The 14458-nt window shown below is 72.9% G+C and carries 15 protein-coding genes; 11 read left to right on the top strand and 4 right to left on the bottom strand.

The features are described from left to right. Window positions 1-154: 154 nt before the first annotated feature. Both RM479_RS02475 and RM479_RS02470 read right to left on the bottom strand, forming a co-directional pair. Complete coding sequence (locus RM479_RS02475; RefSeq protein ID WP_397221298.1) at window positions 155-409, bottom strand: DUF2470 domain-containing protein; 255 nt, start codon at window positions 407-409, stop codon at window positions 155-157. 379 nt (window positions 410-788) lie between these two features. Continuing rightward, window positions 789-1331 (bottom strand): YceI family protein, encoded by a 543-nt coding sequence (locus RM479_RS02470; protein WP_274807794.1) that lies wholly within the window; start codon window positions 1329-1331, stop codon window positions 789-791. Window positions 1332-1478: 147 nt separating this feature from the next. Between RM479_RS02470 and RM479_RS02465 the strand changes: the two genes are divergently transcribed. The 11 genes from RM479_RS02465 to RM479_RS02415 all read left to right on the top strand — a co-directional run bounded on the left by RM479_RS02465 (window position 1479) and on the right by RM479_RS02415 (window position 10575). Beyond that, complete coding sequence (locus tag RM479_RS02465) at window positions 1479-1988, top strand: MarR family winged helix-turn-helix transcriptional regulator (RefSeq protein WP_311510071.1); 510 nt, start codon at window positions 1479-1481, stop codon at window positions 1986-1988. A 48-nt stretch (window positions 1989-2036) separates the two neighbouring features. Then, the gene (locus RM479_RS02460; protein WP_274807796.1) at window positions 2037-2744 is read left to right on the top strand and encodes an SseB family protein; all 708 of its coding nucleotides are present in this window, start codon (window positions 2037-2039) and stop codon (window positions 2742-2744) included. 70 nt (window positions 2745-2814) lie between these two features. Then, window positions 2815-3762: an A24 family peptidase gene (locus tag RM479_RS02455; RefSeq protein WP_311510070.1), complete on the top strand. Its 948-nt coding sequence runs from the start codon at window positions 2815-2817 to the stop codon at window positions 3760-3762. 45 nt (window positions 3763-3807) lie between these two features. After that, window positions 3808-4989, top strand: a complete 1182-nt coding sequence (aroC, locus tag RM479_RS02450) for a chorismate synthase (protein WP_311510069.1) — start codon at window positions 3808-3810, stop codon at window positions 4987-4989. A 74-nt stretch (window positions 4990-5063) separates the two neighbouring features. After that, window positions 5064-5567 (top strand): shikimate kinase, encoded by a 504-nt coding sequence (locus RM479_RS02445; RefSeq protein WP_311510423.1) that lies wholly within the window; start codon window positions 5064-5066, stop codon window positions 5565-5567. Beyond that, window positions 5564-6664, top strand: coding sequence for a 3-dehydroquinate synthase (gene aroB, locus RM479_RS02440; protein ID WP_311510068.1), 1101 nt, complete (start codon window positions 5564-5566; stop codon window positions 6662-6664). Before RM479_RS02445 ends, aroB begins: the two co-directional genes overlap by 4 nt. Window positions 6665-6800: 136 nt before the next feature. Next, window positions 6801-7361 carry an elongation factor P gene (gene efp / locus RM479_RS02435; RefSeq protein ID WP_274807800.1) on the top strand — a complete coding sequence of 187 codons (561 nt, stop codon included), beginning with the start codon at window positions 6801-6803 and terminating at the stop codon, window positions 7359-7361. After that, the gene (gene nusB, locus RM479_RS02430) at window positions 7361-7774 is read left to right on the top strand and encodes a transcription antitermination factor NusB (protein WP_274807801.1); all 414 of its coding nucleotides are present in this window, start codon (window positions 7361-7363) and stop codon (window positions 7772-7774) included. The genes efp and nusB overlap by 1 nt, the downstream gene beginning before the upstream one ends. Before the next feature lie 34 nt (window positions 7775-7808). Further along, on the top strand, window positions 7809-8597 hold the full coding sequence (locus tag RM479_RS02425; protein ID WP_311510067.1) for a methyltransferase domain-containing protein: 789 nt from the start codon (window positions 7809-7811) through the stop codon (window positions 8595-8597). A gap of 36 nt (window positions 8598-8633) precedes the next feature. Then, the gene (gene dinB / locus RM479_RS02420; RefSeq protein ID WP_311510066.1) at window positions 8634-9920 is read left to right on the top strand and encodes a DNA polymerase IV; all 1287 of its coding nucleotides are present in this window, start codon (window positions 8634-8636) and stop codon (window positions 9918-9920) included. Between the two features lie 244 nt (window positions 9921-10164). Continuing rightward, window positions 10165-10575, top strand: a complete 411-nt coding sequence (locus tag RM479_RS02415) for a DUF3040 domain-containing protein (RefSeq protein ID WP_274807804.1) — start codon at window positions 10165-10167, stop codon at window positions 10573-10575. Between the two features lie 364 nt (window positions 10576-10939). Here the strand turns inward: RM479_RS02415 and RM479_RS02410 are convergent, their stop codons facing one another. Both RM479_RS02410 and RM479_RS02405 read right to left on the bottom strand, forming a co-directional pair. Next, entirely contained in the window at window positions 10940-13252 is a 2313-nt protein-coding gene (locus tag RM479_RS02410; protein ID WP_311510065.1) for a transglutaminase family protein, read from the bottom strand. Next, entirely contained in the window at window positions 13249-14451 is a 1203-nt protein-coding gene (locus RM479_RS02405) for a DUF58 domain-containing protein (protein WP_311510064.1), read from the bottom strand. The genes RM479_RS02410 and RM479_RS02405 overlap by 4 nt, the downstream gene beginning before the upstream one ends. Window positions 14452-14458: the final 7 nt, after the last annotated feature.

Raw genomic sequence — 14458 nt, 5'->3', positions numbered from 1 at the left:
GTGCGCCCGTGGACCCCCGGGTGGCGCCTCTCCCCGTCTTCACCCTGTTGGACTCCCGAGGCCGCCGTCGGGTTCCCGCTGAAGCGGTCCCTGTCACAGCGGGGGCGGGCGGTGCCCGCGTGTCACGGTCGGCCGCGCGGCCCGGCCGGCGGGGTCAGTGCCCGCGCGGGGTGAGGCCGAGCTTCGCGCAGGCCTCCTGGTACATGCGCACGACCTCGACGCGGATCTGGGCGCGCTCGGTGAGCGGCCGTGCCCAGGGGATGCGGACGGTGTGCTCGGTGCCGTCGACGGTGACCGCGTAGTCGCCGCCCTCGCCGTCCAGTCCGGTCATGCGGGCCCCGGTGGCCTCGGGGAGGCCGCCCAGGGCGCGGCAGATGAGCAGGGTGTCCTCGGGATGGTCACCGTTCATGTGGGCGGTGACGGCGGTGACGACCTCGGGGGAGAAGGGGCTGGACGGCACGGTTCCTCCTGGAGCGCGGGGCGCGGGTGCGCACGACGAAGCGGGGGGAGGGCGTGCGCCCTCCCCCCGCCGACGATAGCCGAGCGTCACCCCGGGTGGTGACGGTGTGTCGTCAAAGTCGGTCGGCCGTTCTCCCGCGCGGGCGGACCGGCGTCCCCCACCCCGCCCCCGAGGGGCGGGGGCCGCCGTGCCCGCCGTCCGTGCTTCCGGTCCGCGCGGGGGCGCCGGGTCCCCGCCCACCGCCCCGGGGTTCCACCGGACCCCGGGGTCCCGTGGGCGCCGTCCGCGGCCCCGACCGGGTCGGGGAACCGTTCGGCGGGAGGGCGGCTCAGGCCTGGTGGGTGAACTCGGCGTCGATGTCGATGGTGATCTTGTCGCCGATGACCACACCGCCACCGTCCATCGGCATCTCGATGTCGACGCCGAAGGCCTTGCGGCTGATCTGGGTGGAGGCCGCGAAGCCGGCGCGGTCCAGCCCGTAGGGGTCGACGGTGGAGCCGTTGAACTCCAGCTTGAGCTCGACCGGGTGGGTGTTGCCCTTGATGGTCAGGTCGCCCTTGAGGACGAAGTCCTCGCCGTCGGCCGCCAGGCCGGTGGAGCGGAAGGTGAACTCCGGGTGGTCCTCGACGCCGAAGAAGTCGGCGGAGCGGATGTGGCCGTCCCGGTCGGCGTTGTCGGTGTTGATCGAAGCGGCGTCGATCGTGGCCTCGACGGACGCCCCCGTGGGGTCCTCGGGGACGGTCAGGGTGGCGTCGAACTTCTCGAACCGACCGCGGACCTTGCTCACCATCATGTGGCGGACGGAGAAGCCGACCACGCTGTGGGCCGCGTCGATCGTCCAGGTGCCGGGCTTCAGTTCCTGCGCTGCCATGTGCCTACATCTCCCTGTGAGCGGGTCGGGACCCGGGATCGGGCCCCTCTATCTGCCTAGGAACAAAGTACCTTAGAAATATCTTCCTTGGAAGAAGGTTAGGTGTTCGATCCGGGGTTCGCAAGCGGTCGGCGTTAGGATCGCCCCATGGAGAACCCGGCATGGCTCGACGCCGACGAACAACGGGTCTGGCGGGGCTTCCTGCGGGTCAACGCCTGGATCTACGACGACCTCGAACGCGATCTGCGCGAACGCGGCGGACTGAGCCTCGTCGAATACGGCATCCTCGTGCACCTGTCCGAGGCGCCCGAACGCCGCATGCGCATGCGCGCCCTCGCCGACGGCGTCATCGTCTCCAAGAGCCGGCTCTCCCACCAGATCTCCCGCCTCGAACGCGACGGGCTCGTCCGCAAACAGGAGTGCGCCGACGACCGGCGCGGCCTGTGGGCCGTCCTCACCGACGAGGGCGCCCGCCTCCTGGCCGACATCGCCCCCGGACACGCCGCCCGGGTCCGCGCCCTCGTGTTCGACCGCCTCGGCCCCCGGCGCACCGCCGACCTGGAGGCGATCCTCGCCACCCTGGAACCCTCCGGCGACGCGCCGATGGACGGCATCCGACCAGCGGACGACCGTTCCGCCACGGCCGGTCACGACTGAGCCGAACACCGACCCGCCCGGCCCCCGTCCCGGGTAGAGTCGGGGGCCGTGAGCAGACCAACGATCATCGGCGCCCAGAACTTCCGTGACGACGACGGCGGCGCCGACCCCGAGGTCGAATCCCGCCTGCGCGCCCACGCCGCCGGCGAGATCGGCGACCGCCAGGTGCTGACCGCCCTGGGCGCCTCCCGCCTCCTCATCCCCGTGGTCGCCGTGGCCACCGAGACCGAGAAGGGCGTCGGCGGGCTCACCAAGGACAAGAACAGCGAGGTCGCGGTCCCGATCATGACCGGCAAGGACGGACGCCGCGGCGTACTGGCCTTCACCTCCGTCGACGCCGTCCGCCGGTGGCGTCCCGACGCCCGGCCCGTCCCCTTCGCCACCAAGGACGCCTGCCGGGCCGCCGTCGAAGAGGGCGCCGACGCCCTGGTCGTCGACGTGTCCGGTCCGGTGCCCTACAGCGTCCAGGGACGCTTCCTCACCATGCTCGCCGAACACGGCACCGTCCCCGAACCCAAGGACGACCCCCAGGTGCTCGCCCTCGTCTACCGGGTGACCCACTCCGAGTTCGGCATCGAACGGGTGCGCATCCACCCCTCCGAACGCGCCGACATCGGCATCCGCCTCGAACTGGAGGAACGCGACGACGAGGTCCTGCGCCGCGTCGCCGAACGCCTGGCCGCCGAACTGCGCCACGTCCTGCCCGGCGGGATCGAACTCAGCGCCGTCGTGCGCGCCCACCGCGACGAGGACTGATCGCGCGGGGCTTTTCCACAGGTACGATCCGGGCCTGTCGCCACGCATCGCCGACCGGTAGCTTCGCACTATGCCCACCCCCTCCGCGTTCGTGCCGCATCCGGACCCGTGGGCGATCGCCGTCATCGCGACATCGGTCCTGTTCGGACTGGTCGCCGGTCATATCGGCGGTCGCCTGGTGCCCCTGTTCGGCCCCGCCCGCCCCCGCGAGCACGTCCCCGCCGACGTCCACGGCGGGGTCTCTCCCGGCGCGGACGACGGCACGACCGCGGGCACCGACAAGGCGGTGGCCCCGCCGCCGGCCCCCAGGGGCGACGACGAGGGGCCACCGCCGCCCCGCTGCCCCCACTGCCGCGCCGAACTGGTGTTCTGCCGCTGGTTCCCCCTCGTGGCCGACCGCTGCTTCCGCATCCGCGGCGCCTGCCCGCACTGCGAACAGACCGTCCGCTCCCACCCCGGCGTCCTCGTCCTGGCCGTGCTCGGCGCGACCCTGGTGGGTCTGACCGCCCTCCGGGACCCCGTCTGGACCCCCCTGTGGATCCCGGCCGGGCTGTGGCTCGTCGCGGTGGGCGCGGTGCTCTCCGTCGTGGACCTGCGGGTCCAACGCCTCCCCGACGTCATCGTCCGCCCCTCCTACCCGGTGGCCGCCGCGCTCATCGCGGCCGCGGTCCTCCTCCCACCCGGCGGCCCTCACCTCCACCGCGCCACCGACGCCCTCATCGGCATGGTCCTCGTCACGGTGCTGTACTGGCTGCTGTGGCGCGTCCGCCCCGGCGGGCTCGGCTTCGGCGACGTCAAACTCTCGGGCCTCAGCGGCCTCTACGCCGGATGGGCGGCCGGCCCGTTGGGCGCGCTGACCGCCGTGTTCTGGGCCTTCGCCGCCTTCTCCGCGGTGGGCCTGGTCCTGCTGGCACTGCGCCGCCTCTCCCACCGCGACCCCTTCCCCCTGGGGCCGTTCATGTGCGCCACCGCGCTGGCCACCGTCCTGGCCGCCCGACCCCTGATGCCCGCACTCTGAGACCGGATGCCACCCCTCGGACCGATCCGTGAAAAGATCGGACCCATGTTGCGTTGGCTGACCGCAGGGGAATCCCACGGGCCGGCACTCGTCGCGATTCTGGAGGGCCTCCCGGCCGGTGTGTCCGTCACCTCTGACGACATCACCGCCGCGCTGCTCCGCCGCCGCGCCGGGTACGGTCGTGGCGCCCGGATGAAGTTCGAACAGGACCAGGTCTCCCTCATCGGAGGCATTCGCCACGGCCTGACCCTCGGGGGTCCGGTCGCCATCGAGGTCGGTAACACCGAGTGGCCCAAATGGGAGAAGGTGATGTCCGCCGACCCGGTGCCCACCGAGGTACTGGACGGCATCGCCCGCAACGCGCCGCTCACCCGGCCGCGCCCCGGCCACGCCGACCTCGTCGGCATGCAGAAGTACGGGCACACCGAGGCCCGGCCGATCCTGGAGCGCGCCAGCGCCCGGGAGACCGCCGCACGCGTCGCCATCGGTGAGGTCGCCCGCCTCTTCTGCCGACAGGCGCTCGGCGTGGAGATCCTCAGCCACGTGGTGTCCATGGGCCCGGTCGCCGTCCCCGAGGACGCGCCCGAACCCCGGCCCGAGGACCTCGCCGCCGTCGACGCCGACCCGCTGCGCTGCTTCGACCCCTCGACCAGCGCCCGCATGGTCGACGAGGTCGACGACACCAAGAAGTCCGGCGACACCCTCGGCGGCGTCGTCGAGGTGCTCGCCTACGGCCTGCCCCCGGGGCTGGGCAGCCACGTCCACTGGGACCGGCGCCTGGACGCGCGGCTGGCCGGGGCCCTCATGGGCGTCCAGGCCATCAAGGGCGTCGAGGTCGGCGACGGCTTCCGCACCGCCGCCCGCCGCGGCTCCGAGGCCCACGACGAGATCGAGCCCGGACCGGACGGCGTGCGCCGCCGCACCAACCGCGCCGGCGGGGTCGAGGGCGGCATGAGCACCGGCGACCCGCTGCGGGTGCGCGCCGCCATGAAGCCGATCGCCACCGTCCCCCGGGCGCTGGACACCATCGACACCGAGACCGGCGAACCGGCCCAGGCCCACCACCAGCGCAGCGACGTCACCGCGGTCCCGGCCGCGGGTGTGGTCGCCGAGGCGATGGTCGCCCTGGTCATCGCCGAGGCCGCCATCGAGAAGTTCGGCGGTGACTCGGTCGCCGAGACCGCCCGCAACCTCCAGGGGTACCTGGACTCCCTGGAGATCCGCTGACCCGCCCGGGCCCGCCCGCCGGCGGGCCCGGGGAACGAGACGAAGGTGGGAAGAGCGTGTCACAAGCGATCGCGGTGCTCATCGGATCGCCCGGTTCGGGCAAGTCCACGGTCGGGGAGGCCCTGGCCCGACGCCTCGGCGTCGATCTGCTGTGCACCGACACCGAGATCGAGAAGCGGGCGGGCAAGCCCATCGGCGACATCTTCCTGGAGGAGGGCGAGGAGCGCTTCCGGGCGCTGGAACGCGAGATCGTCGCCGAGGGACTGCGCACCTGGGAGGGCGTCATCGCCGTCGGCGGCGGCGCGGTCCTGAACGAGGACACCCGCCGCGACCTCGCCGGCCACCACGTGGTCTACCTCCAGGTGGAGTTCGCCGAGGCCGCCAAACGCGTCGGCATGGACACCGCCCGGCCGCTGCTGGTCGGCAACCCCCGCGCGCGACTGCGCAAACTCCTCGAAGAACGCCTCCCCGTCTACGAGTCCCTCGCCACGGTCACGGTGCCCACCACCGGGTACCACCCCGAGGAGATCGTCGACGTCATCGTCCCCACCCTCGACACCGGAAAGGCCGACCGATGACCGTCACGCGCATCAGGGTCGGGGACAACGCCGGCCGTTACGACGTCGTCGTCGGCAGCGGCGTGCTCTCCGAGCTTCCCTCGCTCGTCGGGGACGCCGCCCGGGTGGCGGTCGTCCACCCCGAAGGGCTCGGCGGTATCGCCCGGCCCGTCGTCAAGGCCCTGGAGGCCGCCGGGTACGAGGCCCACCCCATGCCCGTCCCCGACGGTGAGGCCGCCAAGACCGTCGCCGTCGCCGCCGACCTGTGGTCCCGCCTGGGGCGACACGGCTTCACCCGCACCGACACCGTCGTGGGCGTGGGCGGCGGGGCCGCCACCGACCTCGCCGGATTCGTCGCCGCGACCTGGCTGCGCGGGGTGCGCTCGGTCCTGGTGCCGACCACCCTGCTGGGCATGGTCGACGCCGCCGTCGGAGGCAAGACCGGCATCAACACACCCGAGGGCAAGAACCTCGTCGGCTCCTTCCACCCCCCGGCCGGGGTGCTGTGCGACATGGCCACCCTGCCCACCCTGCCCCGCGCCGACTACATCGGCGGCCTCGCCGAGATCATCAAGGCCGGTTTCATCGCCGACCCCGTCATCTGCGACCTGGTCGAGGACGACCCCGAGGGCGCCACCCTGCCCGAGGGACGGCACACCCGCGAACTCATCGAACGCGCCATCCGGGTCAAGGCCGAGGTGGTCTCCGGCGACCTCAAGGAGAGCGGTCGCCGCGAGATCCTCAACTACGGCCACACCCTGGGACACGCCATCGAGCGCGCCGAGAACTACACCTTCCGGCACGGGTACGCGGTCTCCATCGGCATGGTCTTCGCCGCCGAACTCGCCCGTCTCGACGGTCGCGTCGACGCCGACCTGGTGGCCCGCCACCGGGCCCTGCTCACCGCCGTCGGCCTGCCCGTCTCCTACGCCGCGCCCGCCTGGCCCGAGCTGCGCGCCACCATGAGCGTGGACAAGAAGACCCGCGGCGCCACCCTGCGCTTCGTGGTCCTGGACGGCATGGCGAGGACCGCGATCCTGGCCGGACCCGCCCCCGAGCTGCTCGACGCGGCCTACGCCGCCGTCGCGGACGGCGCCCCGGTTCCGGGAAGCCACTAGACTTGCACCCAGGCGGCCTGCGCACCGGTGCGCTCGGGGCGGACCCCGAGGCGCCCGCGGCCGGCCCCACCGATCAGCGGACCGGGCCCCAGGGTCCGGCCCCCGACGTGTCAGACCCCTTGGAGAGACGACCGAAGTGGCCACGACGAACGACATCAAGAACGGCACGACCCTGCGGATCGACGGCGTTCTGTGGAACGTCCTCGAATTCCAGCACGTCAAGCCGGGCAAGGGCGGCGCGTTCGTCCGTACCAAGCTGAAGAACGTCCTCACGGGCAAGATCGTGGACCGGACCTTCAACGCCGGCGCCAAGGTCGAGTTCGCCAACGTCGATCGCCGCGACATGGAGTACCTGTACCACGACGGCGAGTCCTTCATCTTCATGGACACCCAGACCTACGACCAGCTCCCGGTCCCGGACGCCGTCGTCGGCGACGACAGCAACTTCCTCCTGGAGAACACCAAGGTCACGGTGGCCACCAACGAGGGCAACCCGCTCTACATCGAGCTGCCCGCCGCCGTCGAGCTGGAGATCACCCACACCGACCCCGGTGTGCAGGGCGACCGCTCCACCGGCGGTACCAAGCCCGCCACCGTCCAGACCGGCGCCACCATCCAGGTGCCCCTGTTCATCTCCACCGGCGAGCGCGTCAAGGTCGACACCCGCACGGGCGACTACCTCGGGCGAGTCAACTGATGAGCGGAGCACGGCGCAAGGCGCGGCGGCGCGCGGTCGAGGTCCTCTACGAGGCCGAGGTGCGCGGCATCTCGGTGGAAGAGGTCATCAAGCGCCGCCTGGCCCAGCCCGAGCCGCCGATCAACGAGTTCACCGAGCAGTTGGCCCGTTCCGTCAACGGGCACCGCGACCGCATCGACGAACTCCTGGACACCTACGCCATCGGCTGGACCCTGGAGCGGATGCCGGTCGTCGACCGCAACATCCTGCGCATGGGCGCCTATGAGCTGCTGTGGGCCGAGGACATCCCCGACGCCGTGGCGATCGCCGAGGCCGTCGGCGTCGCCAAGGAACTGTCCACCGACGAGTCTCCCAACTTCGTCAACGGGCTGCTGTCCAGGCTCATGGAGAACAAGTCGACGCTCGCGCTGTAGAGCCGGCGGGCGGCAACGGACATGGGGGACACGGGTGAGTGACAGGACCGGCACCAGCGCGGGCGGTCTGGGCGAAGGCGGGGCGACCGGCCCCGGCAGGGCGGCCAACGCGGCGCGGACCGCCGTCGTGTGGGAGGCCTTGGCCGGGCTGCTGGACCGACTCGGCGGCGGTGCCCCGTTGGACATCGTCGACGCCGGTGGCGGCACCGGCGGGGCGGCCGTCCCGCTCGCCGAACTCGGCCACCGGGTGACCGTGGTCGAACCCAGCCCCGACTCGCTGGCCGCGCTCGAACGCCGCGCCGCCGAACGCGGCGTCCGGGTGCGCGGTGTGCAGGGGGAGATCGGGGACCTGGTGTCCCTGTTCCCGGCCGGCGGCACCGACCTGGTCCTGGTCCACAACGTGCTGGAGTACGTCGACGACCCGGTCGCCGCCCTGCGCGACGTGGTCGGCGTCACCCGCCCCGGCGGTGCGGTCAGCCTGCTGGTCACCAACGCCGTCGCCGGCGCCCTGCACCGTGCCCTGGCCGGTCACCTCACCGACGCCCGCGCCCTGCTGGAGGACGTCGAGGGCCGCTGGGGCCCCGGCGACCCCATGCCCCGGCGGTTCACCCGGCGAGGCGTCCTGGAACTGGTCGGCACCGTCGGCCTGACCGACGAACGGGTGCGCGGGGTGCGGGTGTTCGCCGACCTCGTCCCGGGCCAGGCCTGGGAGGGCGACGTCCACGCCGGTCGACACCTGGTGGAACTGGAGAAGGCCGCCGCCGAGCACCCCGAGCTGCTCGGCATCGCCACCCAGCTCCACGTGACCGCCCACCGGCCCTGAGCCGGGACCGTCCCCGACCGCGCGTAGCCTGACCGCATGAGCCGACGTCAACTGGAACGCGGGGCCGCGCTGCGGGGCATGGTCTCCCCGGAGGGCATCGTGCCCCTGGACGCCGGGTTCCCGCTCGACGGGTCGGGGCCCGACTCCGACTGCAACGTCCTGCACCTGGACATGGACGCGTTCTTCGCCAGCGTGGAACGGCTGCGCGACCCCGGCATCGGGGACGCGCCGATCATCGTCGGCGGCACCGGCCCGCGCGGCGTGGTCTCCTCCGCCGACTACCGGGCCCGCGCCAGGGGGGTCCACTCGGCGATGCCCATGACCCGGGCCCTGCGCCTGTGCCCCGACGCGGTGGTCCTCCCACCCGACGGGCGCGCCTACCGCGCCGTCTCCGAGGCGGTCATGGAGGTCCTGCGCGCGGTCACCCCCCTGGTGCAGCCCCTGTCGTTGGACGAGGCGTTCCTCGACGTGTCGGGCGCGCGCCGCCGCCTGGGCGGGCCGGTGCGGATCGCCGCGATGATCCGCGAACGGATCCGACGCGAACAGGGGCTGACCTGTTCCGTGGGGGTGGCCGCCACCCGCTTCGTCGCCAAACTCGGTTCCACCCACTGCAAACCGGACGGCCTGCTCCTGGTGCCCACCGCCGGTGTCCGCGCCTTCCTGGATCCGCTGCCGGTGGGCGCCCTGCCCGGAGTGGGGGACAAGACCGAACAGACCCTGGCCCGCATGGGCGTGCGCACCGTGGGCGCGCTGGCCCGCCACGACGGCGATCTGCTGCGCATGGAGCTGGGCGACAAGGCCGGCACCCGTCTGGCCGAGCTGGCGCGCGGGGTCGACGACAGCCCCGTGGCGGCCGAATCCGTCGACAAGAGCGTCGGCGCGGAGGAGACCTTCGACACCGACGTCGCCGACCCCGGGACGGTCCGCAAGGAGTTGCTGCGGCTCTCGGAGAGGGTCGGGAGACGTCTGCGCGCCTCGGGGCTGATGGGGCGCACGGTGAGCGTCAAACTCCGACGCGGTGATTTCTCCACCATCACCCGGGCCCGGACCCTGCCCGACGCCACCGACGTCGGACGGGAGATCAACGCCGCGGCCCGCGCCCTGTACGCCGAGTCCGGACTCCAGGGGACCCCGTTGCGGCTGGTCGGCGTGCGGGTGGAGGGCGTGGTCCCGGCCGGCGGGGTCCATCGCCAACTGGCCCTGGACGAGCAGGAGACGGGCTGGCGGGACGTCGAACGTGTCATGGACCGGGTGGCGGAACGATTCGGACCCGGCGCGATACAGTCGGCTGTATTGGCCAAGCGTGACGAAAACGACGTATGATGCCGCAACTTCTGGACTGTTCCGAGCGTTATACGGTGCAGGACCGGAGTCAGGGTAGACAGAGAGGCATGGAAACCGGTGTTTCCGAGACAGCGCGGGGGTATCGTGACCTTGGTCGGTCAGGTCCGCACGCACCTTTTCCTTCCACCGTGCGCTAGCGCACCGTATTCTGGGCATACCACTGACCAAGAGACTGTTGATCAGTACCCGTCACCCCAACCGGGGACTGTCGTAGGGAGGCGCCGTGCCGCTCTCTGAACACGAGCAGCGCATGCTCGACCAGATCGAGCAGGCGCTGTATGCCGAGGACCCGAAGTTCGCGAACACCGTTCGACAGACGAACCCCGTGGTCCATCACAAGCGCCGGATCATCAAAGCCGGACTCGGGTTCGTTCTCGGCCTCGTGCTGATGCTGACGGGCCTGTTGCTCGGTAGCTCCATCGGCACCGCCGTGGGCGTCACCGTCAGCGTCTGTGGTTTCCTCGTCATGCTGACCTGCCTGCTATGGGGCCTCAACGCCTGGCGCAGAGCGGCCGGAGGCGGCCCGGAGACCGTCGTCGCCGAGCAGCCCCGACGACGCAAGGGCGATGGGCGTCCCGGCATGATGAACCGCTTCGAGGAGCGCTGGCGTCGCCGCCAGCAGGGTGACGAGTGACCCCGTCCCCCTGACCGGTATCGGCTTCGCAGACGACCGGGGTCCCGCACATCGGTGCGGGACCCCGGTCGTCGTTCGGCCGCTCTCCCCGACCGCGCCCGCCGACAGGAACGTCCGGTGACCGGGAATCCCGTGGTCGCCCACGATGGGCAGCGGCACCGCCGCCCGGGAGCCGGCGGCCGGGTCGCTCGCCGGGCGACCGGTCCGGAAATCGTTGAAGGCGACGCTCGGCCGCGGTGCCCCCGGGGCGAAGGGCATGATCGTCCCCGGGCGCGGGGTCGGACACGCAAGGCCCTCGCCCCACGGCGATCCGTGCGCTTCGAAGACGGAACCGGGCGCGCCCTCCCGGGCCCGCCCGGCACCCTCACGCCCCTCGGGGTTCGGGGGCGGGCGTCACCGCGCGCGGCCGGTCCCCCAGGGACCGGGGCAGCAGCGTCGCACGCAGTCGCACCCCCCGCGTCATCACCCCGGGCAGCCCGGCCACGATCGTGCGCAGGTCGGCGCCCACGCTGTCGTCCCAGACCGCGGCGGGGGCGTACCGGTCGCGCTCCTCCGCCAGGGCCAACCGGTGCAGGGCCGCCCGGACCCCCTCGGGGAGCGGCACCCCGTTCCGGTCGCGCAGCGCCGACAGGCGCGCCGCCGTGGCCCGGGGGCTCTCGGCCGGGTCCCAGCCCAGCCCCAGGTCCACGCACGTGTCCCGCAACTCGCGCCAGGCGGTCGCCGGGCGTCCCGACCGGGAACGCCGCACCAGGGCGCGCACGGCGGCGGGCAGGAACGGCACGAGGAGAACGCCGACGACCGCGGTGGCCACGGGCACCCACGACAGGTCCGGTCCGGTCCCGTCAGGGTCGGCGGGGGCCGCGGCGCCGCCCTCCGTCTCCTCCGCCTCGGCGGACGGGCTCGCCCCCGGGGAGGGCGCCGGCTCCTCCTCCGACGTACTGGGCTCGTCGTCGGGGCCGGTGGTCGGTGTGGGCTCCGGTCCGGGGATCTCGGCGTCGAGACCGCCGCCGGTGCTGTACTCGGGCTCGGTGGCCGATCCCTGTCCGGTCGCACCGGCCGGCGTCGGTTCGAACCGGACCCACCCGGCCCCCTCGAAGTACAGTTCCGGCCAGGCGTGGGCGTCACCGGTGGTCACCGTCCACCGGCCGTCGCCGAGCCGCTCACCCGCGGTGTAGCCGACCGCGACCCGGGCGGGGATGCCCGCCTGGCGTGCCATCACGGTCATCGCCCCGGCGAACTGCTGGCAGTAGCCGGTCCGGTCCACGGTCAGGAAGTGGACCAGCGGATCGGAACCGCCGGGCACCTCCGGCGGACGCAGGCTGTAGGTGAAGTCCCCCGAGGTGAAGAACTCCTGGAGGGCGACCGCCTTGAGGTAGGGGGAGTCGGTGTGCCCGGTCAACGACCGGGTCAGCTCCCCGACCCCCGGGTCCAGGTTCCGGGGCAGCGAACGGAAGTCCCCCGGCAGCGAACGCGGTGCGCCCGCCCCGGCCAGCTCCCGCGCGTCGACCGGTCGTTCGGCGGTCTCCACGGTGAAGTTGAGCCCGGTGGACGGCTGCTCGGTCGTGAACACCATGAGGCTGTCGGGGTGCACGTACCACTCACCGGACACGTCCACCGAACGCGCCCAGTACGGCAGCGGAAGGAAGTCCATGCCGGCGATGTCGGAGTCCAGGGAGACCCGGGTGAGGACGGTCTCCTCCTCGGCCGCCGAGGGCCATCCGGTGGGGAGGGGCAGGTCGTCCTCGACCCGCGTGTCACCGGAGGCGTCGACCGGGCTCATCGTCCAGTTCACGCCGTCGAACTCGTCGAGGACGTACCGGCGCAGATAACCGGGCTCCTCCGCTTCGGTGCGGTAGGTCAGCACGGTCCGGTCGGACTCCGCCAGCAGTTCCCGGCGCAGGGACACCAACGGGTGGGTGGTGGTGATGACGTCGTTCTGCCGGCCGATGTAGGTGCCCTCCGCCATGGAGTGGAACGCGTCGGTGCGCAACCCCGGGACCGCCGCGGGCAGGGCCGACGCCAGCACGATCGCCGTGACCCCGGCCAGCGTCGCCACGAGGGCGTGCTGGAGGGCGCCCCCGACGGGGACCGGGACCACCACCCCCCACTCGCGGCCGCGCACCCACACGTCCACGGCCAGGAGTTGGAGGAACCCGAAGGCGCACACGGCCAGGGGCCATGCTCCGATGCCGTCCCCGTCCACCAGCAGCGGCACCACGGCCAAGGCCAGCAACAACCCGCCGACCATACCGGGGCAGCGCGCGGTGGCGGCCAGGAAATCGGCGGCGATCAGGAAGACCGCGAAGGACACGGCGATGATCAGCACCACACCGGAGGTCGCCGTCACCGGCGGCTGATCGCCGTTGATGACCTCCATCCCGCGGGAGAACACCTCGAACACGTGCCCCACCGCCGCACCGGAGGGCAGCAGACCCATCGGGGCCAGGTGCCCGGCGAACAACGGCACGATCAGGAGACCCACCACCGCCGTTTGCAGCACCGGGACCAGCAGCCCGACCCGGCCGCTCCACATCCGGTACAGGACGGACACGACGGTCGCCGTGACCATGAGGACGACGGCGGACGACCACCAGCCGTCGCCGCGCACCAAGGGGGAGAGGAGGGGGAGCGCGCACAACAGGCAGACCAGGGCGGCCAGGGGCATCAGGGCTTTCAACGCGGGACCTTCCCGAGAGGTGCGGCGTCCCGCCACAGCGGGGGCAGCTCGGCGATCGAGGACAGGCGCACGATCCGCCAGCCGCCCGCGGACAGGACCTCGCCCACCCCGCGCAGCGCGTCGGGAGAGGGCCAGGCGGCCCCGGCGCACAGCACGGCCACGCGGTGACCGCCGCCGGTCTTGGCCAGGACGGCGGCCTCCTCGGCCTCCACGGCGCCCAGGACGGCCACCGTCAGGGAGGCGGAGGAGGCCAGGGCCGAGGCGCCGATCGGCGGGGCGGTCGCCTCGGAGGGTTCGATGACGGCCAACCCGTCCAGCAACGCGGAGGGGACGGCCACCGGCATCCGCCCGCGCTCGGTGTGCAGGCGCACCTCGTGGCCCTGGTCGAGCAGGTGCAGGGCGATGGAGGCGGCGGCGCTCACCGCGGTCTCCAGGGAATGGGCGGCCCCCGTGCCCGCGTGGGCGCGGCGGCGGGTGTCGAGCAGGATCGTGCCGTACTCGCGCCGGTGCTGTTCGTCGCGGCGCACCATCAGCTCGCCGTGTTTGGCGGTGGAACGCCAGTGGACCCGGCGCAGCTCGTCCCCGTACCGGTATTCGCGGGGGACCGGGTCCTGTTCGCCGATCCCGCTCGTCGAACGGCGCGGGGAGTCGTCGCCCTGGGAACCGTCGGCGGTGCCGACCCGGCCCAGGGGGACGGTCGCCGGGGTGACCAGCAGATGGTCGGGGGCGCTCGGCCGCTGTTCGACCCGCACGCACCCCAAGGGGTCGGTCACCGACACCCGCAGGGGCCCCAGCGGATAGTTGCCGCGCACGGCGGGACGGACCAGGTAGGCGAGGTCGCGCACGCCGCGCGGGCCCAGGAGGCCGAGCGAGTAGCGCGGTTCGTGCCCCAGGGGGGTGGGCAGGGTGTCGCGGATCGACACGGAGGTGACCGGCCAGACGTGGGAGGAGTTGCCCACCCGCACCATGACACGGGCGTCATGGCCGGCCCGCACCCGGGAGGGCGTGACGAGGCGGCTGTGCGCGATCCGGCCCGCCGCGCCGAACACGCTGAGCGCCGCCAGCGGCGGGACCGCCGTGGCCAGCACGCCCAGGGCCACGAGTTCGCGCTGGCCGATGACGAGACCGGCCACGAGGGCGATCAGGCCGAGGAGCAGCAGGCAGACGCCTCGGGCGGTGAGGGTTCGTCGCGGGCGCATGGACCCT

It is taken from the genome of Nocardiopsis lambiniae, assembly GCF_031845465.1.
GTDB classification, from domain to species: domain Bacteria; phylum Actinomycetota; class Actinomycetes; order Streptosporangiales; family Streptosporangiaceae; genus Nocardiopsis; species Nocardiopsis lambiniae.
The sequence above is the reverse complement of the archived record's forward strand: the minus strand, read 5'-3'. Positions and strand labels throughout refer to the sequence as shown.

Excerpts from the sequence above, each read along its gene's own strand:
- RM479_RS02475 (WP_397221298.1), bottom strand. The coding sequence starts at position 409 with ATGAACGGTGACCATCCCGAGGACACCCTGCTCATCTGCCGCGCCCTG.
- RM479_RS02470 (WP_274807794.1), bottom strand. The coding sequence starts at position 1,331 with ATGGCAGCGCAGGAACTGAAGCCCGGCACCTGGACGATCGACGCGGCC.
- RM479_RS02465 (WP_311510071.1), top strand. The coding sequence starts at position 1,479 with ATGGAGAACCCGGCATGGCTCGACGCCGACGAACAACGGGTCTGGCGG.
- RM479_RS02455 (WP_311510070.1), top strand. The coding sequence starts at position 2,815 with ATGCCCACCCCCTCCGCGTTCGTGCCGCATCCGGACCCGTGGGCGATC.
- aroC (WP_311510069.1), top strand. The coding sequence starts at position 3,808 with ATGTTGCGTTGGCTGACCGCAGGGGAATCCCACGGGCCGGCACTCGTC.
- aroB (WP_311510068.1), top strand. The coding sequence starts at position 5,564 with ATGACCGTCACGCGCATCAGGGTCGGGGACAACGCCGGCCGTTACGAC.
- nusB (WP_274807801.1), top strand. The coding sequence starts at position 7,361 with ATGAGCGGAGCACGGCGCAAGGCGCGGCGGCGCGCGGTCGAGGTCCTC.
- dinB (WP_311510066.1), top strand. The coding sequence starts at position 8,634 with ATGAGCCGACGTCAACTGGAACGCGGGGCCGCGCTGCGGGGCATGGTC.
- RM479_RS02405 (WP_311510064.1), bottom strand. The coding sequence starts at position 14,451 with ATGCGCCCGCGACGAACCCTCACCGCCCGAGGCGTCTGCCTGCTGCTC.